This window comes from Idiomarina zobellii (genome assembly GCF_900100855.1).
GTDB classification, from domain to species: Bacteria; Pseudomonadota; Gammaproteobacteria; order Enterobacterales; family Alteromonadaceae; genus Idiomarina; species Idiomarina zobellii.
Genome location: NZ_FNCB01000001.1, coordinates 164,119 through 190,408 on the forward strand (window position 1 = coordinate 164,119; position 26,290 = coordinate 190,408).

General features: G+C 45.7%; 27 protein-coding genes. 11 read left to right on the forward strand and 16 right to left on the reverse strand.

Annotation, left to right across the window (positions count from 1 at the left end):
- Window positions 1-3: 3 nt before the first annotated feature.
- Window positions 4-1,212 (reverse strand): NupC/NupG family nucleoside CNT transporter, encoded by a 1,209-nt coding sequence (locus BLT32_RS00750; protein ID WP_053952400.1) that lies wholly within the window; start codon window positions 1,210-1,212, stop codon window positions 4-6.
- A 12-nt stretch (window positions 1,213-1,224) separates the two neighbouring features.
- Window positions 1,225-1,857 carry a uridine kinase gene (udk, locus tag BLT32_RS00755; protein WP_053952401.1) on the reverse strand — a complete coding sequence of 211 codons (633 nt, stop codon included), beginning with the start codon at window positions 1,855-1,857 and terminating at the stop codon, window positions 1,225-1,227.
- A 212-nt stretch (window positions 1,858-2,069) separates the two neighbouring features.
- On the opposite strand from udk, the gene BLT32_RS00760 reads away from it, so the two are divergent.
- Window positions 2,070-4,841 carry a M16 family metallopeptidase gene (locus tag BLT32_RS00760; RefSeq protein WP_053952402.1) on the forward strand — a complete coding sequence of 924 codons (2,772 nt, stop codon included), beginning with the start codon at window positions 2,070-2,072 and terminating at the stop codon, window positions 4,839-4,841.
- Window positions 4,842-4,928: 87 nt separating this feature from the next.
- On the opposite strand, the gene BLT32_RS00765 is transcribed toward BLT32_RS00760, so the two are convergent.
- Both BLT32_RS00765 and BLT32_RS00770 read right to left on the reverse strand, forming a co-directional pair.
- Window positions 4,929-5,624 (reverse strand): 2OG-Fe(II) oxygenase, encoded by a 696-nt coding sequence (locus BLT32_RS00765; RefSeq protein WP_053952403.1) that lies wholly within the window; start codon window positions 5,622-5,624, stop codon window positions 4,929-4,931.
- Between the two features lie 7 nt (window positions 5,625-5,631).
- Window positions 5,632-7,221, reverse strand: coding sequence for a sensor domain-containing phosphodiesterase (locus BLT32_RS00770; protein ID WP_053952404.1), 1,590 nt, complete (start codon window positions 7,219-7,221; stop codon window positions 5,632-5,634).
- Window positions 7,222-7,392: 171 nt separating this feature from the next.
- Between BLT32_RS00770 and BLT32_RS00775 the strand changes: the two genes are divergently transcribed.
- Window positions 7,393-8,091, forward strand: a complete 699-nt coding sequence (locus tag BLT32_RS00775) for a hypothetical protein (protein ID WP_053952405.1) — start codon at window positions 7,393-7,395, stop codon at window positions 8,089-8,091.
- A gap of 105 nt (window positions 8,092-8,196) precedes the next feature.
- On the opposite strand, the gene BLT32_RS00780 is transcribed toward BLT32_RS00775, so the two are convergent.
- The gene (locus BLT32_RS00780; protein WP_053952406.1) at window positions 8,197-9,609 is read right to left on the reverse strand and encodes a sensor domain-containing diguanylate cyclase; all 1,413 of its coding nucleotides are present in this window, start codon (window positions 9,607-9,609) and stop codon (window positions 8,197-8,199) included.
- Window positions 9,610-9,733: 124 nt separating this feature from the next.
- Between BLT32_RS00780 and BLT32_RS00785 the strand changes: the two genes are divergently transcribed.
- Window positions 9,734-11,410, forward strand: coding sequence for an isovaleryl-CoA dehydrogenase (locus BLT32_RS00785; protein ID WP_053952407.1), 1,677 nt, complete (start codon window positions 9,734-9,736; stop codon window positions 11,408-11,410).
- Here BLT32_RS00785 and BLT32_RS00790 read toward each other — a convergent pair.
- Window positions 11,364-11,870 carry a DUF2937 family protein gene (locus BLT32_RS00790; protein WP_053952408.1) on the reverse strand — a complete coding sequence of 169 codons (507 nt, stop codon included), beginning with the start codon at window positions 11,868-11,870 and terminating at the stop codon, window positions 11,364-11,366. The two genes, BLT32_RS00785 and BLT32_RS00790, sit on opposite strands and share 47 nt — an antisense overlap.
- Window positions 11,871-11,956: 86 nt before the next feature.
- Window positions 11,957-12,859, reverse strand: coding sequence for a GGDEF domain-containing protein (locus BLT32_RS00795; RefSeq protein ID WP_053952409.1), 903 nt, complete (start codon window positions 12,857-12,859; stop codon window positions 11,957-11,959).
- 242 nt (window positions 12,860-13,101) lie between these two features.
- On the opposite strand from BLT32_RS00795, the gene BLT32_RS00800 reads away from it, so the two are divergent.
- Entirely contained in the window at window positions 13,102-14,355 is a 1,254-nt protein-coding gene (locus BLT32_RS00800; protein WP_053952410.1) for a DEAD/DEAH box helicase, read from the forward strand.
- A 20-nt stretch (window positions 14,356-14,375) separates the two neighbouring features.
- On the opposite strand, the gene BLT32_RS00805 is transcribed toward BLT32_RS00800, so the two are convergent.
- Together BLT32_RS00805 and BLT32_RS00810 are read right to left on the reverse strand one after the other, a co-directional pair.
- Window positions 14,376-15,287, reverse strand: a complete 912-nt coding sequence (locus tag BLT32_RS00805) for a M14 family metallopeptidase (RefSeq protein ID WP_053952411.1) — start codon at window positions 15,285-15,287, stop codon at window positions 14,376-14,378.
- A 69-nt stretch (window positions 15,288-15,356) separates the two neighbouring features.
- Window positions 15,357-15,668, reverse strand: a complete 312-nt coding sequence (locus BLT32_RS00810) for a YebG family protein (protein WP_053952412.1) — start codon at window positions 15,666-15,668, stop codon at window positions 15,357-15,359.
- 134 nt (window positions 15,669-15,802) lie between these two features.
- On the opposite strand from BLT32_RS00810, the gene BLT32_RS00815 reads away from it, so the two are divergent.
- Window positions 15,803-16,987: an MFS transporter gene (locus BLT32_RS00815; RefSeq protein WP_053952413.1), complete on the forward strand. Its 1,185-nt coding sequence runs from the start codon at window positions 15,803-15,805 to the stop codon at window positions 16,985-16,987.
- On the opposite strand, the gene BLT32_RS00820 is transcribed toward BLT32_RS00815, so the two are convergent.
- Window positions 16,977-17,633 carry a flavin reductase family protein gene (locus BLT32_RS00820; RefSeq protein WP_053952414.1) on the reverse strand — a complete coding sequence of 219 codons (657 nt, stop codon included), beginning with the start codon at window positions 17,631-17,633 and terminating at the stop codon, window positions 16,977-16,979. The genes BLT32_RS00815 and BLT32_RS00820 overlap by 11 nt on opposite strands.
- Window positions 17,634-17,782: 149 nt before the next feature.
- Here BLT32_RS00820 and BLT32_RS00825 point away from each other — a divergent pair, with 149 nt between their 5' ends.
- The gene (locus tag BLT32_RS00825; RefSeq protein WP_053952415.1) at window positions 17,783-18,202 is read left to right on the forward strand and encodes a hypothetical protein; all 420 of its coding nucleotides are present in this window, start codon (window positions 17,783-17,785) and stop codon (window positions 18,200-18,202) included.
- 171 nt (window positions 18,203-18,373) lie between these two features.
- Here BLT32_RS00825 and arfB read toward each other — a convergent pair whose 3' ends face one another.
- On the reverse strand, window positions 18,374-18,784 hold the full coding sequence (gene arfB, locus BLT32_RS00835; RefSeq protein WP_053952416.1) for an alternative ribosome rescue aminoacyl-tRNA hydrolase ArfB: 411 nt from the start codon (window positions 18,782-18,784) through the stop codon (window positions 18,374-18,376).
- Window positions 18,785-18,869: 85 nt separating this feature from the next.
- Here arfB and BLT32_RS00840 point away from each other — a divergent pair, with 85 nt between their 5' ends.
- Window positions 18,870-19,865, forward strand: a complete 996-nt coding sequence (locus BLT32_RS00840; protein ID WP_053952417.1) for a branched-chain amino acid aminotransferase — start codon at window positions 18,870-18,872, stop codon at window positions 19,863-19,865.
- 14 nt (window positions 19,866-19,879) lie between these two features.
- Here BLT32_RS00840 and BLT32_RS00845 read toward each other — a convergent pair whose 3' ends face one another.
- Window positions 19,880-20,200 carry an antibiotic biosynthesis monooxygenase family protein gene (locus BLT32_RS00845; protein ID WP_053952418.1) on the reverse strand — a complete coding sequence of 107 codons (321 nt, stop codon included), beginning with the start codon at window positions 20,198-20,200 and terminating at the stop codon, window positions 19,880-19,882.
- Window positions 20,201-20,229: 29 nt separating this feature from the next.
- Window positions 20,230-20,370, reverse strand: a complete 141-nt coding sequence (locus tag BLT32_RS00850) for a DUF3149 domain-containing protein (protein WP_074668852.1) — start codon at window positions 20,368-20,370, stop codon at window positions 20,230-20,232.
- 193 nt (window positions 20,371-20,563) lie between these two features.
- On the opposite strand from BLT32_RS00850, the gene BLT32_RS00855 reads away from it, so the two are divergent.
- From BLT32_RS00855 to BLT32_RS00870, 4 genes are all read left to right on the forward strand, one after another.
- A complete protein-coding gene (locus BLT32_RS00855) occupies window positions 20,564-21,064 on the forward strand; it encodes a BON domain-containing protein (protein WP_053952419.1) in 501 nt (166 codons plus the stop codon).
- Window positions 21,065-21,196: 132 nt separating this feature from the next.
- The gene (locus tag BLT32_RS00860; RefSeq protein ID WP_053952420.1) at window positions 21,197-21,739 is read left to right on the forward strand and encodes a PH domain-containing protein; all 543 of its coding nucleotides are present in this window, start codon (window positions 21,197-21,199) and stop codon (window positions 21,737-21,739) included.
- Window positions 21,732-23,285, forward strand: coding sequence for a PH domain-containing protein (locus tag BLT32_RS00865; protein WP_053952421.1), 1,554 nt, complete (start codon window positions 21,732-21,734; stop codon window positions 23,283-23,285). The genes BLT32_RS00860 and BLT32_RS00865 overlap by 8 nt, the downstream gene beginning before the upstream one ends.
- 61 nt (window positions 23,286-23,346) lie before the next feature.
- Window positions 23,347-23,934: a DUF938 domain-containing protein gene (locus BLT32_RS00870; RefSeq protein ID WP_053952422.1), complete on the forward strand. Its 588-nt coding sequence runs from the start codon at window positions 23,347-23,349 to the stop codon at window positions 23,932-23,934.
- A 15-nt stretch (window positions 23,935-23,949) separates the two neighbouring features.
- Here the strand turns inward: BLT32_RS00870 and BLT32_RS00875 are convergent, their stop codons facing one another.
- From BLT32_RS00875 to BLT32_RS00885, 3 genes are all read right to left on the reverse strand, one after another.
- Window positions 23,950-24,576, reverse strand: coding sequence for a YiaD family glycine zipper/OmpA-like lipoprotein (locus BLT32_RS00875; protein ID WP_053952423.1), 627 nt, complete (start codon window positions 24,574-24,576; stop codon window positions 23,950-23,952).
- A 94-nt stretch (window positions 24,577-24,670) separates the two neighbouring features.
- Window positions 24,671-25,240 (reverse strand): LemA family protein, encoded by a 570-nt coding sequence (locus BLT32_RS00880; RefSeq protein WP_053952424.1) that lies wholly within the window; start codon window positions 25,238-25,240, stop codon window positions 24,671-24,673.
- A 10-nt stretch (window positions 25,241-25,250) separates the two neighbouring features.
- Entirely contained in the window at window positions 25,251-26,189 is a 939-nt protein-coding gene (locus BLT32_RS00885; protein WP_235443928.1) for a hypothetical protein, read from the reverse strand.
- Window positions 26,190-26,290: the final 101 nt, after the last annotated feature.

Genomic DNA, 26,290 nt, shown 5'->3' on the forward strand with positions numbered 1-26,290 from the left:
TTATCAGGTTAGAGAAACAAAGAACCCTGCAATAGCGGCACTCATCATATTGGCGAGTGTCGCTGCCAATAAAGCTCTCATACCCAGTCGGGCAATATCATGACGACGACTCGGCGCCATGCCACCTAGCCCACCAAGCAAAATAGCAATAGATGAGAAGTTCGCAAAACCACAAAGCACGAAAGTAATAATGACCTGCGAATGCTCACTCATTTGGTCTTTATAATTCACAAAGTCCAGGTAGGCGACAAATTCATTAATAACCAGCTTTTGGCCAATGAAGCTACCAGCCAGGTTCGCTTCGTCCCAACTGACCCCTAATACATAGGCAACCGGCTGGAAGACGTAGCCAAAGACTTCTTGCAGAGTTAAGTCCGCGTAACCAAACCAGCTACCGACCCAACCAAAAATGCCGTTAATTAATGCAATAAGTGCCACAAAGGCTAACAACATTGCACCCACATTCATGGCTAGCTGCAAACCGCTGGACGCGCCTTGTGCAGCGGCATCAATCACGTTTGCTGAATTTTCTTCAACTTCTATTTCTTCTAAGTCGTTACGTGGCTTCTCGCATTCAGGAATCATCATTTTTGCCATGAGGAACCCTGCCGGAGCTGCCATAAAGCTTGCCGCGATTAGATATTTCAGCTCAACACCCACGCCCGCATAGCCCGCCAATACGGAGCCTGAAACGGACGCCATTCCGCCAACCATCACGGCAAACAATTCCGAACGGGTCATAGTGCCTATGAAGGGCCGCACCATCATAGGCGCTTCAGTCTGCCCCACAAAAATATTAGCTGCTGCCGACATTGATTCCGGGCGACTGGTACCCAGCAGTTTTTGCAGGCCACCGCCTAGTATGCGAATGACCCATTTCATAATGCCTAAGTAATAAAGCACTGAAATAAGTGATGAGAAAAAGACAATAACGGACAACACCTGAATGGCGAACACAAAACCAAAGTCTTCGGACGCTAAGTTGCCAAAAAGAAAATCGATACCCGCTTTTGTATAACCTATAACGGTCGAAACACCTTGCGCGAACCCAAACAGCATTTCGCGCCCTATAGGCACATAAAGTACAAATCCGGCAAGCACCACTTGAATAGCAAACGCACCGAGAACGGTGCGCCAGCGGATAGCTTTACGGTTAGTAGAAACCAAATAAGCAACGAGAAAAATAATGGCAATGCCAAGAATACTATTCATAAGAAAACCAGTTTATTCCGCCAGCAACTGACGTATTTTTGTTTTTATAATGTCAATGGCTATTTCGTTCTGGCCACCGCGAGTGACAACAAGATCTGCATACTGCTTGGATGGGAAAATAAAGTCAAAAAACGCCGGGCGCACGTACTGCTCATACTGTTCAGTAACAGACTGTAGTGTTCTGCCACGTTCCTCAATATCGCGCTTAATACGACGCAGCAAGCAAATATCCAACGGCGTATCCATAAATACGGAAATGTCGAACTGTTCGCGAAGCTTTTCGTCCGTCAGCAGCAAAATACCTTCAACCATAACCACCCTTGCCGGTGCGACTTTAATACTTTCAGGCAAGCGAGTGTGTGTTTTGTGACTGTATTGTGGCATTTCGACTGCTTCGCCAGCTTTCAGCTGCTTGAGGTGTTGCATGAGCAAGTCATGCTCAAACGCTGCAGGCTGGTCATAATTTGTAAGAACGCGCTGCTCCATTGTCATATGACTTTGGTCGCGGTAATAGGCATCCTCGGCGAGAATGGCGATACCGTCAGTGCCGAGTTCGGCCACTAACTCCTGATAAACCGTTGAGGCAAACAAGCTTTTACCTGATGCTGAAGCCCCTGCTATTGCTATAACTGTCGTCTTACTCACAAGATACCGTATCTATTTGCTGCAAACCGCGCGCAATTATCCTTGATTGTCTGTGTAATTAAAAGACTTGACTAAGACCTTATTTCACACAAACAACCCTCCATCATTTCAATATGTTTAATTTCGTTACAATTTAATAGCCCTTTTCATGAGCATAACAAGCCGTCCTTTCGTATAGTAGACGAGCTTATAAAAACAAATTGGGAACAACGATGAAAATGATGAAAACCCTCACTGCAGTGGCAGTGACAACAGTATTATTAGGCGGCTGTCAGTCAACCAGCTCTGCTAATAACACCACGGCCGTTAGCCAGTCACAATTTCCAGAAGTTAAAGTCGATTATGAGACTTTTACTTTAGATAACGGTTTAACCGTTGTTGTGCATGAAGATCGCAAAGCGCCAATTGTTGCTGTTAACGTCTGGTATGCCGTTGGCTCTAAAGACGAAAAACCCGGTAAAACTGGTTTTGCCCATCTGTTTGAACACTTGATGTTCAATGGTACTGAAAACTACGACGATGAGTACTTCGGTCCCTTCGAGCGTGCTGGTGCAACCGAAATGAACGGCACCACCAACAATGACCGCACCAACTACTTTGAAAATGTCCCGACTCCTGCGCTTGATATGGCGTTATGGATGGAGTCGGACCGCATGGGTCATTTGTTAGGCGCTGTGACTCAAGAAAAACTCGACGAACAACGTGGCGTTGTGCAAAACGAGAAGCGCCAGGGCGAAGCTCAGCCATACGGTAAAGCCTGGAGCTACATTGCCGAGCAAACATTCCCGGAAGGTCACCCTTATTCATGGTCGGTTATTGGCTCCATGGAAGACTTAAATGCGGCAACTTTGGACGACGTCCATCAATGGTTTAAAGATTATTACGGTGCTGCAAACGCGGTATTAGTTTTAGCCGGTGATATTGATGTTGAAACCGCTAAAGAGAAAGTGACTAAATATTTTGCAGATATTGGTCCGGGCAAGCCTCTGAAAAAACAAGAAGCCTGGGTTGCTAAGCGCAATGAAACTAAACGAGCGACTATGGAAGACCGTGTTCCAGCCGCTCGTGTATATAAAGTTTGGAATACCGCGCAAATGGGTACGGCTGACTCCGAATACCTTGAACTATTTGCCGACATCCTTGCTAATGGTAAAAACTCACGTCTTTATGAGCGCTTAGTATACGAAGAGCAAATTGCCAGCTCAGTCGGCGCGTTCCAATATGGTCGTACTCTTGCCGGGCAGTTTATGATTACCGCCGATGCCAAAGCGGGCGTTGAGCTCGAGCAAATTGAAGCAATTATTAATGAAGAGTTACAGCGCTTAATTAAAGAAGGGCCTACCCAAGCTGAACTGCAACGCACTAAATTCAGTAATACAGCGAACTTTGTCCGCCGCGCTGAAAAAGTAGGTGGTTTCGGTGGTAAGTCAGACATTCTAGCCTCTGGCGCTGTCTACCACGATGACCCTGGCTTCTACGCGCAGGAAATGGAGTGGACCAAGCAAGCAACCGTTAGTGACGTTCAAAATGCGGCTCAACAGTGGCTTTCAAGCGGTGATTTCGTTCTGAACGTTGTTCCACAACCAAACTACACGGCGCAGGAAACGGATGCTGATCGTTCTGAGCTTCCGAACGTGGGTGACTTACCACAATTAGAGCTGCCGGAAGTTGAACAATTTACACTATCGAATGGCTTAGACGTTTACTTAGCACAACGTACCGATACGCCAACCATCGAAATGAGCTTAGTCTTTGACAGTGGTTACGCCTCTGACGTTGGCGGCAAACTGGGCACGGCAAGTTACACTATGTCGATGCTAAAAGAAGGTACTGAGAGTCTGAGTTCGCTAGAGTTGAGTGAACGTCTGGAGTCTTTAGGGACTAACCTGAATGCATCAGCTAGCCTGGATAGCTCGCGCATTAGTATGGACACACTGAGCGTTAACTTTGCAGAAAGTCTGGGGCTTATGAATGACGTGCTGCAAAACCCAGCTTTCTCAGAAGAAGAAATTGAACGTAAGCGCTCAAACTGGATTGAAGGTATTCGCAAAGAAGAAGCTCGCCCTCAAACTCAGGCCTTGCGAGTTCTGCCAGGCTTAATGTTTGGTGATGGCCATGCTTACAGCCAACCATTAACAGGCTCTGGTACAGTCGAGTCTATTAAGTCTTTGACGCGTGACGACTTAGTTGAGCACGCACAAACCTGGCTACGCCCGGATAACGCAAAACTGGTTATTGTAGGTGATACCACAGTAGAGCAGGCTAAATCTCTGCTGGAAGAGCAATTCGCCAGCTGGCAGGCTCCAGCAACGCCTAAACCTGAAAAAACCTTGGATGCATCTGCTGCGTCAGACGAAAACCGAGTGTTCTTAATTGATAAGCCAGGAACACCGCAGTCACTGATTATAGCGGGTCAGCTAGCACCTTCGGGTCAGGTCGATAACGCCGACACTGTCGATGTCATGAATACAATTCTTGGCGGCAGCTTCACCAGTCGCTTAAACATGAACCTTCGCGAAGACAAAGGTTGGTCTTACGGCGCACGTTCTATTTGGCTAGACAACGAAGGCCCGGGACTATTGATGGCGCTTGCGCCGGTTCAAACCGACAAGACCCAAGAGTCTATTCAGGAGATTGTCAAAGAGTTTACTCAGTATGAAGACGACAAGCCGGCCACTGACGACGAACTTGCTAAAGTTAAAGCGAACAAAACCGCTAAACTGCCTGGTGCTTATGAAACCAAAGGTGCCTTGTTAGGCGGTCTAGTCAGTACCTTTAACAAAGGCAAAGACGTTGAGTATCTTGAGTCTTATGGCCAGCGTATTAACGCTATAACGTTGGATGATATTCAACAAAGCGCCGACAAGGTGTTAACGCCAAACGCAATGACCTGGGTTATTGTTGGTGACTTAGCTGAAATTGAAGATAAGGTTCGCGAGTTGAACCTGGGTGAAGTCACGATTCTTCAAAGTGACGAAGAATAAAGGGTAAGGTGCTCTCAATAAAAAGCCCCGGCTTAATCGTTAAGCCGGGGCTTTTTATGCCTTAAAGCACATTAATGCATCGAGCAACTAGGCGCCAAATAACTGCTCGGCGCGGCTATGCAGAATCCAGCTGGTAAGAATGTACTTGTCATTAGACACTGGCGTTCTGCCACGGTGAGTATGGGTGAAATACGCGGGAGCAATAACCATTTGTCCGGCTTTGGGCTTTAACGAACGCTCCTGGTAGTAAAAGTCAGTCTCCCCCCCTTCTTCCACATCGTTTAAATAGTACATAAATAACAAAGCACGATGCAGTGGCTCGGTCGAGCCTTTTTGCGGAAACGTCTCGCAATGCCAGTAGTTATAATTGCCCTCACCTTTACGATAGCGTTGCATTTGAATGGCGCCTACCCGAAACAGCTTTTGCATAATCGCCATTTCATTGCCTTTGGCTATTTCGTCAAAATTTTCATGGGTCAAAGGCGTTGGTTGTTGAGTTTTAGGGTGTTGCAGTGTCAGTGCGACCGGCGCAATTAGTGCAAAATGATACTTTTTAAAGTACTGCAGTGCATGGTCTGCTGTCGCTTTTTGAATTTTCAGCAGTAAATCTTGATACTCTGCGTGAGAGTTGAGCATTAAGTCTGTGCTCGACTTTTTCTCCACATCCACTCCACCGCCAGTGCGGCCTTGAAAAGTGTGTCCGGAACTCTCAAAAGTATCAATCAACTGCTTACAAAAGTCTGACGACAATGCATTATCGTAAGTTTCTATAAAATCAGTCATAGGGAAATCAGTTTAGTAGTCGGTTTACTTCAGGGCTTGGTTTGCCAATGTAGTAGCCTTGCAAGTACTCGATGTTCTGGCTACACAAGTAGCTGCTAACTTCTTCATTTTCAACAAACTCGGCAACAATAGGAATATTCAATTCCTTACAAATGCTAATCATGCCATTCAAAATGCTGGCACTGGTCTCGTCATATAAAACATTCTGAACAATACTGCCGTCAATTTTCAGGTAGTCTGGACGTAGACTAATTAGTCGGGAGAAGTTCGAATATCCTACACCAAAATCATCAATCGCAATTTGGCCACCCAGCTGTCTTACCTCTTGCGCAAACGTCTGAACTTTTTCGAAATCCTCGGTCGATTCCGTTTCGGTGATTTCAAATATCAGCTTAGCTTTTTTGTGCTCCATGAGCACATACCGTATGAAATTTACGGTTTTGTCGTTGAGTATGTCTTCAATCGATAAATTCACCGATATCGCAACACCAAATTCTTCAGACGCTAACACCGCTTGCTCTATGACTGAACGTGTAATTTCACAGTAATAACGAGTCGTTTTTGCTTTATCTAGAAACATTCCCGGAGGTAAATCACTGTTGTTGTCACGCATTCTCACCAGCGCTTCATAATAACTCGGACGCTCGTTCGAGGTGCTTTTAATTGGTTGGTAATAGTTCACAAAGCGGTGATCGGTGATGGCGGATTGAATTTTAGGAATCCAATTAACCTTGTTTTCTTTTAAGAACTCACGCTCTCGCACGACTTCTATTTTGTGCCCGGAATAAATTGCCTTAGCTTTTGATAAAGCACTCTCTGCGAGCTGCAGATGCTTGCTGTCACCGACCCCCATACCTATGGCCACGTCCAAGTTCGCCTCAACGTCACGCACTTCCAACTTAAGGTCAGACAAGGCTTCATAAAAGTGCAGTAAGTGACTTTCAAACAACGTAGGTATCATTCGAAAATCAGGAATGAGCGCAAACTTGTCACTGTACAAGCGATAAATATTAATATGGTTTGGCTTTAGCTGCTTCTGTGCCCATAAACTGAATTTACGAAGCAACTCGTCACCAAAGTCCAAACCATAGAAGTCCGCATAACTGCGGAATTTTCGTATATCAAGTACGGCCAGACATTGTGCTTTTACACGTTTCAGGTCGTTTAATAAGTCAACTCTGGTTGGTAACCCCGTTACCCGATCATAGCGCGCTTCTTGCAGCAGTTCGTTAAGGTGAACTTCTCGTGAGATATCCTGAAACAACAGAACCAGTTCATTTAGCGTACCCGCTTCGTCGTAAAGTGGAATGGTCATACAGCGACACCAGTTCGTGCGTGTGTTGCTTTCAAGGCAAACCGTACCGTTCCAGCTGTTACCCGATTCAATTGCATAGCTTATAACTTCTGTTACATGCTGTCTGTTGTCAGGGTGCAGGAAATCACGAAACGCTGTGGTCTGTTTTAGGTAGTGAATATCGAGCAGCTTATGCATGGAGTCACTTAACCACCGAATGTGACCAGACGGCGACAGTCGGGCACAAAGCGCAGTTGACTCTAACGTATTTATGTACTGCTTAAACAAAAATTGATCACGCATTCGCGCTTGATTACCTCAGCGACTCAGTAGAGATGTTAGCTTTTTGTAATGTAACGAATTCGATTGAATAATAACAGCCCGCAATCGCAGATATTTCTTTAAATTTACAGTACAGCTTGCGTATAATCGCTCCGTTTTTGCAAACTTGACTAAAGTTTAGGCGCTTTATCCATGAAACACATCGTTTTCTCTTTGTTCATTCTTTTGGCTTTGCCTTTTTCAGCAACCGCAGAAAAGTATTGGTCGGACACCAGTCTCACCTACTTAAATGGTAGTGACTATGAAGTTGGCGACCCTGACCGCCAGGTTATCACTCTTGAGTACGTTGGCGGGTACAGTTGGGGCAAGATCTTCTCTTTCGCCGACCGTTTAGAATCTGATAACGGCGATACAGAAACCTATATTGAGGTCTCTCCGGAAGTCTACTTCGTGCAGTTTGAAGACAACATCGTCAACAATTTAAGCGTTACCACGACCGCAGAAGTTGGTGACGGTTTTACTCACTACCTTTATGGCATAGGCGCAGCTTTCGATATACCTGGCTTTCAGTTTTTTGAAGTTGATGCGTACAGGAGAAACAATGATGGTTTCGACAACAACTACCAAGTGACCTTGTCTTGGGGAGTACCTTTCTCTGTTGGTGAAACCCAATGGATGTACGATGGCTTTTTAGATTACGCCTCTGGTATTAGCGGTATCGGTCCGGCTAATATGAACTTCACTTCACAGCTCAAGTGGAATTTAGCGCCTTATTTTGACCTGTCTGCGCCACTTTACGTTGGTGTCGAGTACGTTTACTGGCGCAACAAGTTTTATATTGATGGTGTTAACGAGAAAAACCCGAATTTATTGATTAAATGGCACTTTTAAGTGCCATTTTTCTATAGATGATACACCCCTTGATAATCCGCAACAGACACTTGCCGTGCGAGAATGTCACAGATGCTCTTGCGGTGGCTTGCATAGATACAATAGTCATACAGCATCCTTTTCTATGCGATCACGGCCGTTTCGCTTTGCTTGTAATAACGCCCTATCAGCCCGGTCAACAGCGACCATAATATGTTCATTTTTTGATACCTGTGCCACACCAAAGCTGCATGACAAACGCTCTGCAAGTGATGGTATGACTATTTTCGATATACCCTCTCTCAGTTTATGCGCAACACCCACAGCATGGCTTTGATCGGTATCAGGGAGTAAAATCATAAACTCGTCACCACCAAAGCGACCGAGTACATCCGACTCCCGCAACTGCGCATTGACCGCATTGGTAATTTCAACAAGCGCTGAGTCACCAACAATATGACCATAAGTGTCATTAATTGATTTAAACTTATCGAGATCAAACATAATGACTGAAATAGGTTTGTTACGTCGCCGAGCCATTTTCAGTAGTAAGTCCGCTTGTTGCATAAAGTGTTCACGAGAGGCCGCGCTTGTTAAACCGTCTTGCGACACTTGATGCGTCAAGTATTGATTATGTGCGACTAGCGCCGGAACCGTTAATCCAAACCATGCCGTTGACGCTATAACAGTGACCGCAAACTGATACACAATTGCGTAGTCCATTAACCCCAATAGACCAATAGAGAAGGCCGTAATGGTACTAAAAACAGCAAGTGCTATAGCGGTTTTTAATGGCGACTCGGTATAGGAAATCCAAAGTAAAGGTAAAATTAAAAAGAAGACCAGAAAGGCAGCCTCTTCATAGCTGGAAAACATAGAAATGACTAAGCAAACTGCCAGCATAATGACAATAATTAGCAACTTTGTAGAAAAGGACGACCAACTGCCCCCACCTTCGGTAAACTTTAAGCCGCCTAACCAGCGTTCTATTTGTGGGTAGCGCCAACTCACCAACGCAATGAAAATAGGCGTGAGCACAATAACGCCACTCAAGTCCCCTATCCACCAAGGCAGCCAGGTGTACCAAAGCGCCTCAGCTTGAAGCAAATTACCGGAAATCATGACCTCAGTACCCAACCACGCCGCGCAAAATGATGACAGTGCAGCAATACCTAAAAACGTCATAATGGTGTTAGACAAACCGTGGCTGCCTAAGCGAAGTAGTTTGGAGCGCAATAACCACGCCCCTAAGAAATAAGGCACCGTATGAGCTACTCCAAAACTCACACCAGTAACCAGCAACTCTTTAACAGGCGTTAGATCACCGTATAAATCCGAGACCCACAACGTGGTAATAACACCTCCCAGCAGTATTGCCGGGAACGCTCGCCAACTCATGACCAAAAAAGCCGCAAATGTCAGACCCGCCGGTGGAAACCAAATACTGGCGTGGGGGCCGTACTCCATGACAGCGGCAACACGCCACAAGAGTAACCAGGCCAGCGTTAGAAAAAATGTTCGTAGTAGGTATTGGCGCAAAATTAGCTTCTTTTTATTTTTCGTTATGCTTCTAACTGTTATCAAAAAACGCTCAAAAGGCAACCTTTAGTGTATTGACGAAGGTAATTTAACTTGCTTCACTCAAGCTAATAAGGAGTGAAACATGACGCAACAATACCCAAAAGCCGATGAGTTCATGGCCAGCACGCATGAAGTTGAAAACCAGCCGGAGCCTTTAGAAAACTATAATCTCTATTTAGCTGACAAGGCGCTTCAAGCGGCGGTCGAACGTGAGGGAGCCAGCTGGGCCTATTCTGACCTTATTGCTTTTGGTGCACTGGTCGGTCAACGTGAAAGTATTGAGCTTGGGTTTCAGGCAAACAAATATCCGCCGGAGCTGAGAACTCACGACCGCTATGGGCATCGTATTGATCAGGTCGACTTTCACCCCAGTTATCACCAATTAATGACAACCGCCATTGAGCATGGGTTGCATGCCAGCCCCTGGAGCGACCCTAAACCGGGAGCTCATGTGGCTCGCGCCGCAAAATATTACCTGCATACTCAAGTCGAAGCCGCGCACGGCTGCCCTATTACGATGACCTTTGCCGCTCTTCCGGCTCTGCGCCACCAACCCAATTTACTCAAAGAGTGGGCGCCTAAAATCACAGCCCGCGTTTATGACCCAAACAATCGTCCTCATACCGAAAAAAGCGCCGTGACGATTGGTATGGCGATGACCGAAAAGCAAGGTGGCTCTGACGTGCGTCGAAATTCGACTCGCGCTTACGCCATTAGTCAACAAGGCTCAGGGGAAGCCTATGAGCTCATTGGACACAAATGGTTTGTTTCAGCACCTATGTGTGACGCTTTTCTTGTATTAGCACAAACGACAAATGGTTTATCGTGCTTTTTAGTCCCCCGCTGGCGTCCCGACGGCTCAAAAAATCCGCTACAAATACAGCAGTTGAAACAAAAAATGGGCAATGCCGCCAACGCTTCCAGCGAAACCGAGTTGCGCGGAGCTTTGGGCTGGATGGTCGGCGAAGAAGGTCGCGGTGTTCGCACGATTATCGAAATGGTTGCTACCACTCGCTACGACTGCATGATTGGCTCGTCGTCCGGCATGCGCCAAGCTGTGGCTCAAGCCATCCATCACGCCTCGAATCGGGAAGCTTTCGGTGCCCGGTTAAGCGAACAACCGCTCATGCAAAACTTGCTGGCTGACCTGGCAATAGAAAGTGAAGCAGCTATGACATACACCATGCGCATTGCCCGAGCAATGGACAACCAGAACAGCGAGCATGAAAAGCTGTTGTCCCGCATTGCCACACCCGTTGGCAAATACTGGATTTGCAAGCGTACACCGAACCATGCCTACGAGGCGATGGAAGTCATTGGCGGCAGCGGTGTTATGGAAAACCATATTATGCCGCGTTTATTCCGGGAGTCGCCGGTGAATGCGATATGGGAAGGCAGCGGCAATGTTCAGTGCCTTGATATTTTGCGTGCAATTGAAAAACAGCCGGAGGTTCTCGATGCGTACTTTACTGAATTAGAGAAGGCTCAGGGAGCGGATCGACACTTTGATACCTTTGTGCGTAGCTTAAAATCTGAATTTAGTGATATAAGCACTCTGCAATATCAGGCAAGGACTATTGCGGACAAAATGGCGGTAGGCTTGCAGGGGGCACTATTACTGCAACACTCCACAAATGATGTTGCTGACGCCTTTTGCAAAAGCCGCTTAGCGTCCAATAGTGGCTTGAATTACGGGACCATGCCGAGTGGGCTTAATTGTGCTGCGATCGTCGAAAGGGGCGCGCCAACAAACGAATAAATAATTCACCAACAATAGCCAGCACTAAGCCGCAAACCAAGCCAAATAGGATAGCGCCCGGGTTCAGCTTAACAGTGTAGGAAAAGTCGCTTCTGACTTCCTGTTGTATATCTGGTACAGGAGAAATAAAAGCCTGAGTATAAGCGTTCCAGGCACTTTCATTAAATTCATTCAACGCACTGAGTAATAGCTGGTGGCGTGTGTATATAACGCTAATGCTTTGCCCGCCTTCCCGGAAGACAATATCGTCACTGGCCTCATAGTGAGCAATGAGCTGTTCGATATCACCGTCAAAAAACTTTTCTGCTTCATCTCTGAATGCATCAAGGCTTTTCTCTGACTCTATTAGATGAGCATTAAGACTTTTGCCGTATTGATCAACAAAGCCCGGTAATTGAATACCAGCCAGTACGCCCAGAATCAGTAAAATAATTCTCAGGTAAGATGTGACAACACCCATGCTCTCTCCTTACGCAGTCTAAAACAACTCTAGGCTAGACCATGGACAATAATCAAACAAAATTACACGACTTAACGCAAGACTCACTAACCCGTCAGAACAACGGCGTTCTTGCCTTCCTTTTTAGCCTGATACATAGCCCGGTCTGCCCGCGCCATAATATTTTCAACAGTGTAATGCTCTGACGGTTTGTCGCATTGGCATAAACCTATAGACAAGGTGACCGGCAACTTTGCATGCCCTATTCCGCTGACTAATTCAGCTCTTAAGCGTTCCATCATTTGCTCAGCGTCACTTGCTGCAATCATCGGATGAATGGTCGCAAACTCGTCGCCGCCAATACGAGCGACATAATCGGTATGCCGACTGTGCAAACGAATAAGTTCAGCTATCTTTTGTAGGACTTCATCACCATACTGGTGACCGTACTCGTCGTTAATTTCTTTAAAGTCATCAAGATCAATAAAGCTAACGGCGAACGGCGTTCCATGCTGCTCCAACTGCGTAATTTCATCGGTCAACTGCGCTGTAAACGCTCGTCGGTTCATTATGCCAGTTAAATGATCCGTCAGCGCCTGACGTTTTTCAAACTCCAGCTCCAAACGAATTTTATCTTCCGCTTTTTTTAGCAACGTGTAATCGCGAGCTATCGCAATGCCAAACAGTTCACCATCAATTTCCATCTGGTTCAGCATAATATCAACATAAAACTTAGAACCATCACGGCGAACGGCGGGAAAAATTAGGCCGTTCCCCATTGAACGCCGCCCAGGGTGTTTAAAAAACTTCACCAGGTGTTCATCGTGCTTTTCCCGGAATTCTTCGGGCAATAAGCAATTTAACGGCATTTCCAACATTGAAGACGACGAATAACCAAACATTGTCGCTGCTGCTTGATTCACAGCGACAATCAACCCTTCAGTGTTTATAACGACTGCACCATCGGGAATAATCTCGAGAAAATCGGTAAAGGCTTGTTTTACTTCCATGAGCATTCTCCGTTACAGCACAGCCCTTTAAAGCGAATGTTTTAACTAAGATAACTAATATATAACAGTTCTGTTGAAGCTTTAAGCAAAATCGCCCAGAAGCGGTTTAGAATAGCTTCTCCGAAGGTAAAACTTGACTCAGATCAAATAGAATTACTGAATCCGAGTTACGGAGAATGTGATATAGTGCAGGGAAAGTCACAGCAAGTGTGATGCCTACTTAAAACAATTCCCGGAGCTTCATGTCCACAGAACAAAATCAGAGTTCGTTCCAGTCACTAGGACTGAACGACAATATCTTACGAGCCGTAAATGAATGCGGTTATACCACCCCTACCCCGATTCAAGAGCAAGCCATTCCGACCGTAATGAGAGGTCATGACTTACTGGCAGCGGCACAAACCGGAACCGGGAAAACAGCAGGCTTCACGCTTCCTTTATTGCATAACTTGTCTTTGACGAAGACAGAAAGTAAGCCTGTTATTCGAGCGCTAATATTAACACCGACACGCGAGTTAGCAGCTCAGGTTGAGGATAACCTCAACACCTACGCAAAATACACAGGCCTTAAGTCGCTGGTCATTTTCGGTGGTGTTGGTATCAACCCGCAAATTAATGCGTTACGTCGCGGCGTCGATATCTTAGTTGCGACACCAGGACGACTGCTTGATCACAGCCGTCAAGGAACGGTCGACTTGAGCGAGATTGATGTACTGATATTAGATGAAGCCGATCGCATGCTGGACATGGGTTTTATTCATGACATTAAGAAAGTCATGAAGCTGATTCCTGAACAGCGTCAGACACTGCTGTTCTCGGCGACGTTTTCTAAAGAAATTAAAGCGCTGGCTCAGCAGTTTATGCATCAACCTAAACTGGTGGAAGTTGCTCGACAAAATGCCACTGCTGACACGATTGAGCAACGCGTTTATCCGGTTGATAAAAAACGCAAACGTGAGTTACTAAGCTACTTGATTGGCAGCAGAAACTGGCGGCAAGTATTAGTCTTTACTCGTACCAAGCATGGAGCCAATCGTTTGGCGACTCAACTTAGCGACGACGGTCTACCAGCAATGGCTATTCACGGCAATAAAAGCCAGGGCGCCAGAACCAAAGCTTTAGCGCAGTTTAAAGCAGGAAAGTTACGTGTTTTAGTCGCAACCGATATTGCGGCACGTGGCATTGATATCGATGAATTACCACACGTTATCAATTTCGAATTACCGCAGGTTGCCGAAGACTACGTACACCGAATTGGCCGAACCGGGCGTGCCGGCAGTGAGGGTGAAGCGGCTTCTTTGGTCTGTGTGGACGAGCACAAGTTGCTGCGCGACATTGAAAAACTAACTAAAAACGAAATACCCAAAGAAGTGGTTCCGGGCTTTGAGCCTGATCCAAGCATAAAACCAGAGCCTATCCAAAAACCCAGAGGTAGCCGACCAAATAATTCGCGCCGCGCACCACGACAAAAACGTCCAGCGACACGGCGCTCATAACCTTACTGGTCGCGGGGGTGTTACTTTAAGAAATCCAGCCCCCCCGTTACCGCAGCGACCTGGGCTTCAATACACTGCTCAGGCGTTGCTTTTGGGCTGTCGGGGTAAACTTCTGTAGTTGTGGCGTACTCGGCTTTACTGAAGCTAATGCAAAGTCCAAGCTTAGACGTTGGCAGTAAAATAACACCACGCTGAGCAATGTCTTCACCAATCAGTTTATTCTCTTCGTCAGCGTCCGCTATATGTGTGACTTTCTCGACAGAGTCCAGTACGGCCTTCTGGAATTCAGGATAAGGCTTCTCAGCATTCCCCACCAAATAAAAGCCGTCAGGAATATTCCAGTTGGTGTTCACAGTACCGTCCATTGCGGCTTTTGCCGGACGAAATTCACTGTTGTCAGTATCGGTCGTTTCATGCAAGTCAATGTGTGCCAGAATATCTACGTCCAAACCAGCGACATACTTCATAATATGCGCGCACTCACCTGCCGGTGACTCAGCAACAAATGAACGGTTCGGATCAATCGCGGCCGGGTTCCAACGGTTAATGGTTTCATAACCCCATGGGCTTAAACATGGCGCAACAACGACATTAAAGTGCTCAGCATAACTATTGGCTTTGGTTTCAATAAAACGCAGCGCGCCGTGAACACCACTTGTTTCATAGCCATGCACACCGCCAGTGACTAATACCGTTGGCTTACTACTGTCCCAGCTCTTGGTTTTCACTGCGAACAACGGATAAGTAGCGCTCTCATAAGCCAATTCACCATATTGCTCAACGTCAAAATCGTTTTTAAATGTTTCTATCTTACTGACAACATCATCAAAGTATGAACGCTTTTGAGTTTGCTCCGCTAACCATTGCGCTTTTTCTTCTGCACCCCACGGCTTACCCGGAGTACCAATGTGGTAAATCGTTTCTTGCGTCATAGTCTGATCCTATCCATTACGTCTTTGAAAGAGGCAGCTATACTACCAAAATCTTCACAAGCACCAAAGCTAAGCCGCTTTAGTCGACTCTTTACTTTCTGCTTTATTGTCAGCTTTCTCTGTCGGTGCTTTTTCCGCTTTCGGCTTTTTCGGTTTCTTAGCGCCCAGAGCAATTAATACATTTTCTCGTTCTTTCGCTAAAAACATCGCCATATCTTCAAGCTGCTTGTCGTCAGTAAAAAGCTCGCTGCTTTCAATTAAGGGCGTTAGCGCCTCTGCCATATCCAACATTTTATCGTGTGCATCAGCTTCGGCTTTCGAGGTAAATGTCATTTTTTCGGCTCCATCGCGAATCACTACGTATTGGGTTACTACAGCCATGGTTGTGTCCTTTGCTGAGGTTTACAGATACTGGTTATTTGTACAGTATAAAGCAAGTAATTGCAATAGCTGCCACATTCGCTAAACTGCGCACTCTTAATAAAGACGATAAGTACAGGAATACAGCCAGCCCCATGACTCAGTTCTCCAAAGCACAAGTTCGACTGGCTATATTTGCCATGGCCATTGGCAGTTTTGCTATTGGTATCGGTGAGTTCGTGATTATGGGTTTGCTGCCTGACGTCGCTACCGATTTTAATACTGACACGCGTACAACCGGGCACTTAATCAGTCTTTACGCTTTAGGTGTTGTTGTCGGTGCGCCACTTATTACTATCCTCTTTGCGCGCTTTCCTCGTAAGCCTATGCTACTCATACTGTTGTTCGTTTTCGCTATTGGTAATTTTGCCAGCGCATCGGCCGATAATTACTTTTTGCTGCAAATTTTACGATTTCTAACTGGTCTGCCGCATGGGGCTTATTTTGGCATAGCCTGTTTGGTCGCTGCCGATATGGTACGCCGGAACCAACGCGGTATGGCTGTCACTATGGTTATGATGGGCCTTACCATCGCCATTTTGGTTGGTAACCCTCTAGCTACATGGCTCGGGCAGCTCATCGACTGGCGTACGGTCTACCACACTGTTGGTGCATTAGGTTTAGTTGCACTGGTTATGATTGCACTTGTGGTTCCACAACATCCAAACGAACAAAAAACCTCTGCTCGAGGCGAAATGAGAGCCTTACAGAACCCACAGGTTTGGCTAACGCTGGCTATTGGCGCTATCGGTTTTGGCGGCATGTTTGCGGTTTTAAGCTACATAGCCCCCACCTTGATTAACGCTACCGGACTGGCTCCCCACTGGATACCTATTGCATTGCTTATCTACGGTATCGGCTCGTTAGCAGGAAGTTTAGTCGGCGGTTGGGCAGCGGACCGAAGCCTTAAGTTAACGATTGGTGGCTCACTTATTTGGTCAGCGGTTGTACTAGGTATTTTCCCCTTTACGCTAGAAAGCATTTGGAGCGTTATGCCAATGGTCCTGCTACTTGGCAGTGCAGCGGCTTTGGTTCCCGCGCTTCAGGTTCGCCTTATGGATGTAGCGGGAGAAGCACAAACCTTAGCCGCATCGCTGAATCACTCGGCATTTAACGCGGCCAACGCCTTAGGCGCCTGGCTAGGTGGTTTAGCTATTGTTTCCCCCCTGAGCTGGCAAGGTACCGGTTGGGTCGGCTGCGGTTTGTCCCTCGCAGGCTTATTGCTATTCTGGATCACTAAAGAACACAGCCGTAAAGCGCCCGATATTATTAGCCTTTAGTCTCGCCGTTGATGTGCAATTCGCGCAACTCTTCGTCGGGCTTTGCGTAAGACAAACGCACTGCGCGAGAGGTCGAGTGATAACCATCTAGTCCGGAAATAGTCATAGTACCCAGACCTTCAATGTCGATATAACCATCACTTTGAACTACATCCTCTTGTACATCGACCCAACGCACTTCGCCAACAATAAGCGCCGTGTCGTTGTGTTGTATCGGAATAATTTCAACCAATTGCATACCAATACGCAAAGAGCTCTCAGCCACATAGGGCGCGTGAAAACCATCCATAAACTCAGGTGTTAGGTCACAAGCATCAAACTCGGACTGCTCTCTCGGGTAGCGGGCAGAGGTTTTATGCGCCCTTTTAAAAAAGCTCTCGCCAACATGATTAATAGTATACACACCACTTTCCTCAATATTCTCCCAGGTGTGCCGTGTCACTGACTGTGGACGCATAACAAAGCCAAGAAACGGCGGATTGCTTCCAAGGTGCACAACCGAACTCACAATAGCCAGGTTATCCTGCTGGCGCCGATCGCGTGTACCTATGACATTGGCGCTCTTAAAGCCAGACAAGCAGTTCACGAAACGAGCCCGCTCTCTATCTTTCATTTGAGCTAAGTCGCTCTGTTTATAGTGTTTCATAATGACCTCAGAAATTTACTTATAGTCTGTGTTACGCACAAATAGCCGCTTTTGATCGTTTAAAAGAACATTTACAAAAACACTATTGCGAACAGTTATCATTTGCGTTAACTTGTTTTCAATAACGATCAATAGGGAAAGAGACAAAAATGAATAATGCCTACACAGCTTACTTTAGCAGCCAAAAACATCTGCAAGAAGCTACCCGGTATTTACAGCAGAAAAACTATTGCAGCGCAGCCTCAATACTATCTGAGGCTATTGGCAATGCTCGATGTGCTGCAGAAGAGGCAGCATTAACTGCGAATGCAATACAAACCTACACGACAGCATCAGTTTTGCTCATCGCTGTTTATATTCGACTCAATAACCAATTCCTTGCTCAGGAAAAGCAAGAAGATGCGAGTCGGCAGCTTGAAAAATGGCGAACAACCTCGAACTCCAAACAAGTTAAAGATTTATGCCGCTACTGCTGCCAATTACTTGTTACGGGGTGCCAACATTCTCGTTGTGTGGGTCACTATGTTCAACAGCTGGAGGAACTGAACCATGCGCAGGAACAAACCTGAGCGTTTGCAACTGTCTATGAGTAAGGAGCAATTGAAGCTCTTACTCTTAGAAAAGCGACTTGTCGCCAGTGATATTCGTTGCTGTGACTACTGTAGTCAATGCGAGTTAAAAGAGCTAATACTGGAGTGCGCCCGGATAACCTGCTCAAGTGAAACCAGAAATGTGGGAGGCTAAAACTCTTTTTTGCGAAGCACCTTTTTCTGGCCGTGCTGCTTCTTCTTATTCAAGCGCTTCTCTTTTGCTGCCCGGCTTGGTTTGGTCGGAATACGCTTTTTCTGTGTTTTCGAAACGCTTCGAATAAGCTCTGTCAGTTGCTCTAATGCTAGTTCTCTGTTCCTTGCCTGACTACGTGTTTCCTGACTTTTAATAATCACTTTGCCACTTTGAGTAATACGGTGATCATGCTTTTTAAGCAGTCGTTGTTTATAAAAATCCGGTAGTGACGAAGCCTGAATATCAAAAATAAGTTGAGCGGCCGTGGCCACCTTATTGACGTTCTGACCACCCGCCCCACTGGAACGGATAAACTGCCATTCTATTTCATTTTCTGCAATTTGAACGCGCTGAGAAATTTGAATCATAAGGAACCTGTTCAGTCAGTGTCATCCGATTGTTAAAAAATATGGTATATTACTGCGCAACTTTTTACTCGAGCAGGATTAACTTATGGCAGCTTTTGGCTCTGTATTTATGCCGCAAATGACGTTGGCGGCGTTTGAAAACTCAAACTGGAGCACGCCTGAACTGGTTTCCTCCGACGCCATTCAATTACACCCGGGTGCCCACGTTTTACACTACGCCAGCACCTGTTTTGAAGGGCTGAAAGCGTTTCGACACGACGATGGTTCCATTAATATTTTTCGTATGGATAGAAATGTAAAACGTATGCAACAGAGCAGTGAGCTGCTGTCATTGCCAGCGTTCGACGAATCTATGCTCGAACATATGATTATCGATGTTGTAAAACACTTTAGCGGAGAAGTCCCTGCTCCTCCGGGCTCTATGTACATTCGACCAACCCACATTGGCACCGAAGCCGCTATTGGTAAAGCCGCTTCGCCTACGCACTCATCCATGCTCTATGTTCTTTTGTCTCCTGTTGGCGACTATTTCTCAGGCGGCGATAAAGCATTGCGGTTACTGCTTGAAGAAGATGGTTCACGCTGTGCCGCCCACATGGGGATGGTAAAAAGTGGCGGTAATTATGCCAGCGCGCTCCAGCCAATTCTTAAAGCTCGTGCTTCTGTTAACGCTGACCAGGTTCTGTTTTGCCCTAATGGTGACGTCCAGGAAACCGGGGCTGCAAACTTTCTACTTATCGATGGCAATGAGATTATCACCAAAGCACTGGATACCAGCTTTTTGCACGGCGTCACTCGTGACTCTATTCTCACCATTGCTAAAGACTTAGGAATGACAGTGTCAGAGCGGGAACTAAGTGTTGAAGAATTATTAGAGCGCGCAGCAAAACCAAACTGCGAGGCCGCTCTATCAGGTACGGCAGCCGTTTTAGCACCAGTTGGTACTCTTATTCATGATGGTCAGGAGTTCTCAGTCGGCAATGGCAACACAGGCGAAACCACACTGAAGCTCCGCAAGGCCTTAAATGATATTCAATGGGGCAAAACAGAAGATACACATGGTTGGCTAACCAAAATCTGAAATATGTAGCACTTTTAGGTCGTTTTTCCAGGCGGTAAGACGACCCACTCTGGATCTTCGAACTCCCCTAAGGCCGTAATCTCACAAAACGGCGCAGCGCCGCGAATAATCTCAGCGACGTCTGGGTTGTGTTGGTTTTCCATTGCATCCCGCTGCGCCTTCGAGTCCCAGGATGCAATAGCAATCAGTGTTTTATCATCGCCAATTTTACGGTGGAGCTCGGTGCCTCGTGCGCCCGGAGCACGCTGAATAGTTTCACTGGCTTTAACCCAGGCTTCTGCATAGTCTTCTGCTGTGTACCCTTCTTTTATACGCACCTGAAAAATATATTTCATTACTCTCCTTTATTCGCGTACTGGTATAGTTATTTTCGTTTTTTCTCCGCTTTCACCATTTTTATATAAAAAAATACAGCGTAGAAAAAGCACATACCAATAACAATAGCCAGCCCACTAAAAGAAATAAAGATAACGGGGTCACTGAAAAACTCTTGCCATAAACTCATAACGGATACTCCTATTTTGTTTTCATCAGTTTACGAGAGCGCCGCAAACCCGTTATTGAGCTAAATCAACTTAATGAATATCACTTTGTTTTTTGTGGGTATTTTGAAAAACATCTGTAAAGAACACCATAAACGTAAATTATTGTTCTATATTTAATAGCGTTAGTATTTTAGTTAACACTGGAGGTTAGTGATGAAAAACGTAAAAGCAGCTTTATTCGCAAGTTTAATTCCATTGTCGCTTCTGGCACTGTCTGGTTGTAGTGAACAAGAAGCAAACAAAGCAGAGTCTGAAGTTGAGAGTAAAATGGAACAGGCTGAGCAAAAAACAAAGGAAACCATGGACGACGCTCAGGAAAAGTCAGAAGACGCTTGGAATGAAACCAAAGAAACGTCTGAAGATGCCTGGAATAAAACCAAAGAGGAAGCTCAGGAAGCTGGCGACTACGCTGAAGAAAAAGCAGATCAAGCGGGTGACTACATCGATGACTCTATCATCACCACGCGCGTTAAGGCCGTTATTTTTGAAGACGATAACCTCAACAGCATGAATATTAGCGTTGAAACCAACAATGGTATTGTTCAGCTGTCAGGTTTTGTTGAGAGCGACGCTGATATTGATACAGCTGAAAACTTAGCTTCTACAGTCGAAGGCGTGAAAGACATTGAAAACGACCTTCAAGTGAAAAAATAACGTCGTCACTTAGCGTCAAAAAGAGCGGCAAATTTGCCGCTCTTTTTATTTGTATCAAAGCATTTCAGGCACTAGCAGGAGACTTAAAAGCTTGCTAACTTAGGCTCCAACAACAATAACAAGCAGCCTGTCATGTCTACCAGTTCATTTTCAAACGAGACAATCGAAAGCAGCAGCCTTCCTAAAGCTCGTGAACAACGATTTTTACCGTTAAGTCCAGCCTACGTTAAAGTCAATTTACTTTGCCGCTTACTGCTTTGGCTTGTGATTTTAGTCGCCTTGGTTGTCGTTTACTGGCAGCCCTGGTTTGAACTGCCCAGCCCTATGCAAAAAGCAATTCCCAGCTTACTCATTGCTATTGCCTCATTAGGGCTATTGCTATCCGTTTACGGCGTTATTGGCGACAAAATTAAAGGCTATGCGCTGCGAGAGCATGATTTAAGTTACAAAAGCGGTGTTATTTTTAAGTCGATCATCAGTCAGCCCATATTACGAATACAGCATGTTGAATTAAAACATGGGCCCATCGACCGCCACTTTGGGCTCGCCTCCTTAGAGGTATTCAGTGCCGGCGGTGCTATGCATACGTTCGCTATTCCTGGCTTGCCCGAAGAAAAAGCCCGCGAGCTTCGTCAGTATATACTTGAACACAGTGATATTGCGGCCAATGAATAACAAACAAACAAGCAGTATTGACACTGCCACTGAAGAATATCGTGATAAATGGCTCAAGCTGTCTCCGGTCGCGATCATTTATTTTGCGATTCAATTTATTAAAAATACCGCCAGTAACTTCGTTTATTTGATTCCAGCGTTCGTTATTGGGTATCAGAAGCTGGCAGACAATATTGTTTCTATTATTGTTGGAGTAGCCGGAGTATTGGCGTTTATCGCCATCAGTGCGTTGGTTAAATTTTACTTTTACCAATACCGAATTACCGGACAACGAGCACAAATTCACTCGGGAGTTTTTCAAAAAAAGCATATTGATTTACCCTTTGAGCGTATTCAGAACATTCGCTTTGAACAGCCTATTTATTACCGCCTTACTGATCACGTCTGCATGTTGCTCGACACTGCCGGCTCGAGTAAGGCGGAAGCAAAAATCATCGCCCTTCCCAAACCCGTCGCCGAGGCGCTTAAACAAGAAATACTGCTGTTTAAAGATCACAAAACCAACACTGAAGATCATCCAGACCCCGAACAAAAGCAAGAAGAGCGAGAAACAGTTCTTAATACTCGTTCAGTGAGAGATCTCGTAATTCACGGCCTAGCAAGCAATCGTATTTGGATTGTCTTAGGGGCATTAGCGCCCTTTTTTAATTCGATTTCTGAACAAGTGATTGAGGGAATAGAAAGCTTCGGTGTCGATCTGGAAGCGCTCATGTCCTCCACTCAGTACGCGATGTGGCAATACATTCTGGTTATTGCCTCGGCCACCTTCATTATTGTTGCGTTCCTGGCGTTAATTTCTGTCATTGGCTCGGTCATTACCTTTTACGATTTTCGACTTACTCGTTCAGGCGATCGCTATATTCGAAGAAATGGTCTATTTACCCGTCACGAAGTAGCAATGCGACTGCGTCGGCTACAGATGATCGTATACCAACAAAACTGGCTGGACCGCTTGCTACAGCGCGTGAACCTGAAATTTGAGCAACTCAATTCCAGTGTTGAGCGGCACAATGCTTCCACAGCGAGTGGAAAAATAATGGTTCCCTCCGTTACTTTGAGTGAAGCTGGGGAACTGGCAGGCAATGCCTGGCCTGAGCATCAAATGGGCAGCATTAAGTTTCACCCGATAAGCAAGCGGTTAATGGTGCGAAACGCATTGGTCTCCTTTTGGCTATTGGTGGGTTCTGCACTAGTTATAAGTTACTTTGGCCACTACCAACTTTCAGCCGCCTTAGTTGCCCTGTTCCTAGCTAGCCTGCCTCTTATCTCGCTACGCTGGAAGCGCTGGGGGTATGCAAGCGACGACCAGTTTATATACATTCGTAAAGGTCTCATTGGCGTTAATTACCGTTGCTTTCCCATTCACAAAGTTCAACAAACCTCGTTTTACCAAAGCTGGTTTATGCGCCGCTTTAAACTGTGCTCTGTCGGCTTCGTGCTTGCCTGTGGTGGGCAGTCAGTTCCTTTTATTAAGGAAACCACAGGTGACGCTTTAATTGACGAAACGCTACATCAGGTTGAGTCATTAAAGAAATCCTGGATGTAAAACACGGCCCGCTTTTTTGTTAGAGTATCGATTACTAACGACGACAACTCGGTGATATTTTATGGAGCTACCGTTCTCACAAGCATGTGAAAACAATAAAAAGCCAATACTTGAGGTTCTGGAAGTCGCTTTTGCTAATGCGTCACAAGTTTTGGAGGTAGGCAGTGGCACCGGACAACATGCGGTTTACTTCGCTAGGCAACTCCCTCATATAGAATGGCAGGCAAGTGACCAACCGGCCTATTTATCGGGCGTAAAAGCCCGAATTTTAAAAGAAGGAGCGCCAGGCCAAGCTTTGCCGGTGGAATTCGACGTATTTAAAGAGGCTCCTGCGGGTCAGTTCGATGCTTTATTTACCGCCAATACCTGCCACATTATGCCTAAAGAAGGAGTGAAAGCACTGTTTGAGCATTTGGGAAACAGCCTTAAGTCGGTAAAGCGTTTATGCATTTATGGACCATTCAACGACAACGGTCAGTTTACCAGTGAGAGTAACCGCTCATTTGATGAATCATTAAAAGCGCGTGACAGCCAAATGGGAATCCGTGATAAACAATGGATTTCAGAGCTTGCCAGCCAGCATGGGTTTCATTTGAAAAACACCCATACTATGCCGGCAAACAATCAACTTCTGGAGTTTCAGCGTTAGTCTTTACGCGTAAGTTTATTTGGTATTGGGGACAATTCGCAGCTCAACGCGGCGATTGAGTTGACGTCCGCTTTCTGTGTCATTGTCTGCTATTGGCTGACTTTCACCATACCCTTCGGTTGTCACCCGACGAGTGTCAACGCCATTACCCACTAAGTGGTTACGCACCGCGTTAGCCCGGTTTAACGACAACTGCTGATTGTATTCAGCGGTGCCTGTACTGTCCGTGTGTCCCTGAATAAGCATGGTGGTTTTCTCATACTTTTTCAGCACTCGGGCAACGTCGTCTAAAACCGGGTTGAAGCTCTGCGAGATGGTTGCGCTACCTGTAGCGAAAGTTATGTTACTTGGTAGCTGCAGACGGATATTATCGCCTTCACGTATGACTTTAACGCCGCTGTCAGCCAGCTCTTCCCTAAACTCTTCTTCCTGCTTGTCCATATAGGAACCAATAGCACCACCCGCTAATGCACCAACTGCCGCCCCCCAGACATAACGGCTTTTATCGTGGTCACCCGTGCCTTTTCCTAATAAAGCACCTGTCACCGCGCCAATCGTCGCGCCTTTTTGAGTGTTACTCATATTCTCACAGCCGACTAAGGCGAGAGATGTCATTACCGTTAATAACGCTAACTTCTTCATACCGTTTCCTTTTTAACGCTTTGAGTACTCATAAAATTAGCATCAAATCAGAAATTCGCTAACGCCATTTGCAGTTCTTTTACGCAACCCAGAGCTAGATATTGGGCTTATATTCAAAACCTTCTTCTGCCTGAGAGTCGGAGAAGGTTTTTATCTTCTCTTTACGGTTCAGCATGGCATTAACCAGTGAGTTCGGAAACACTTCAATACCATTATTAAAGTCTTCCACGTTTTGGTTAAAAATACGAATCGCTGCGCCAATGTTTTCCTGTTGGTCGGTAATTTCGCGCATGAGTTTCTGATAGGTTTCTGACGCTTTCAATTCAGGGTAATTTTCAACCGTCACGTTTAAGCTTTTTAGTAACTCACCCGTTTTTGCTTCAGCTTGTTCAAGTTTCGCTGTATCAACTTTCCCGCTATCTAAGCCCTGTAGCGCACTGCGAAGCTCGGTGACTTTAGTCAGTGTTCCCTGTTCAAACTCTTTGTAATCTTTTACCACATCCTCTAAATGCGGAATGATTTTATTCTTCTGGCGCTCTTGCGTAATAACGTTTGCCCAAGCCCGTTCAACGGCATTCGCCCGGTTAATAATGGCGTTATAAATGGCAATAATGGCTATCACCAAAACTACCGCAATACCAACCGTTATCCATATTCCAGTCATTTATTTTCTCCTAAAAATTACTGTCCAATTTAGTCATTACATAATGAACATGACTCAGTGTCGCTCTTAGTTTTTCAAATTCCTGTTCTCCTTCCAACGCTTCAATAAAGGCGTCAAATTCGCTAATATTTACTTTGTTCGGTGTTGCAATAAGATCTTTGTCGGCAAATGAAAGACATAAATCGGCCGCGTCGTTCACCTCGAAGTTTATTTTCGATAATACATTGCTAAGTTCTTCAAACGCGACAACAACGGTCGGCTTCATGGCTTTAGCCGCTTCAATTTGACTCGCCGCTATAACTTTAAATACCCTATTAAAACGGTTAGATGCAGGCTTGTAAGTAGCTTTACCCGCTCCAGGAAGGTTAAAACCAATAACCACAAAATTACGCAGTAAGCCAAAAGGTAAAATCAGACCATAGCGATCATAATGATCGTACTCGCGACGAGTGCGCGTTCTTACCCGGCCGTTACTGTCAGTGTAGGTTTCGGTAACAATACGCTCATCGACGTAATGAAAATGGTAATAGTGATAGTCAAACGAATATTCATCGCCCTGGTAACTGCCTTTAAACAGTTCTTTAATTTCACGGCTGTAGTTGCCTCGATTAAACTCGCTAAAGCGTTGCTGAAACTGTTGAGCGGTAGCTTTGCCGTTAAAGCTTACCAACGTCAGGTTGTTGTCGAGTAGACCGTCGCGCTGCAATAAAGCATGGGACACTTTCGACATCAGATGATGCGGATAATAGGCGGTAATACCGGCAAGCACCGTTAACAAACCACCAATGGCAATAATAATCCAGGTACTTTGCTGAAAATACTGACGTTGTGACCAGTCCCAGTAACCGAATACCGTTGTTGCTAATAATAAGCCGGTAAAAATAGCCCAGTAGACTTTTGTTTTAAGTTGGTAACCACCGGGAAACGATTTCAGCTCGGAAATAACCACGTCTAACTCCTCCCTGGAGCGGCTTAGCGATACTTTGCTTTTAATCGTGTTTAGCAGCGAAATAAGTGCTTTGTTGTTTTTATAGTAGAGCACGGTTGGCA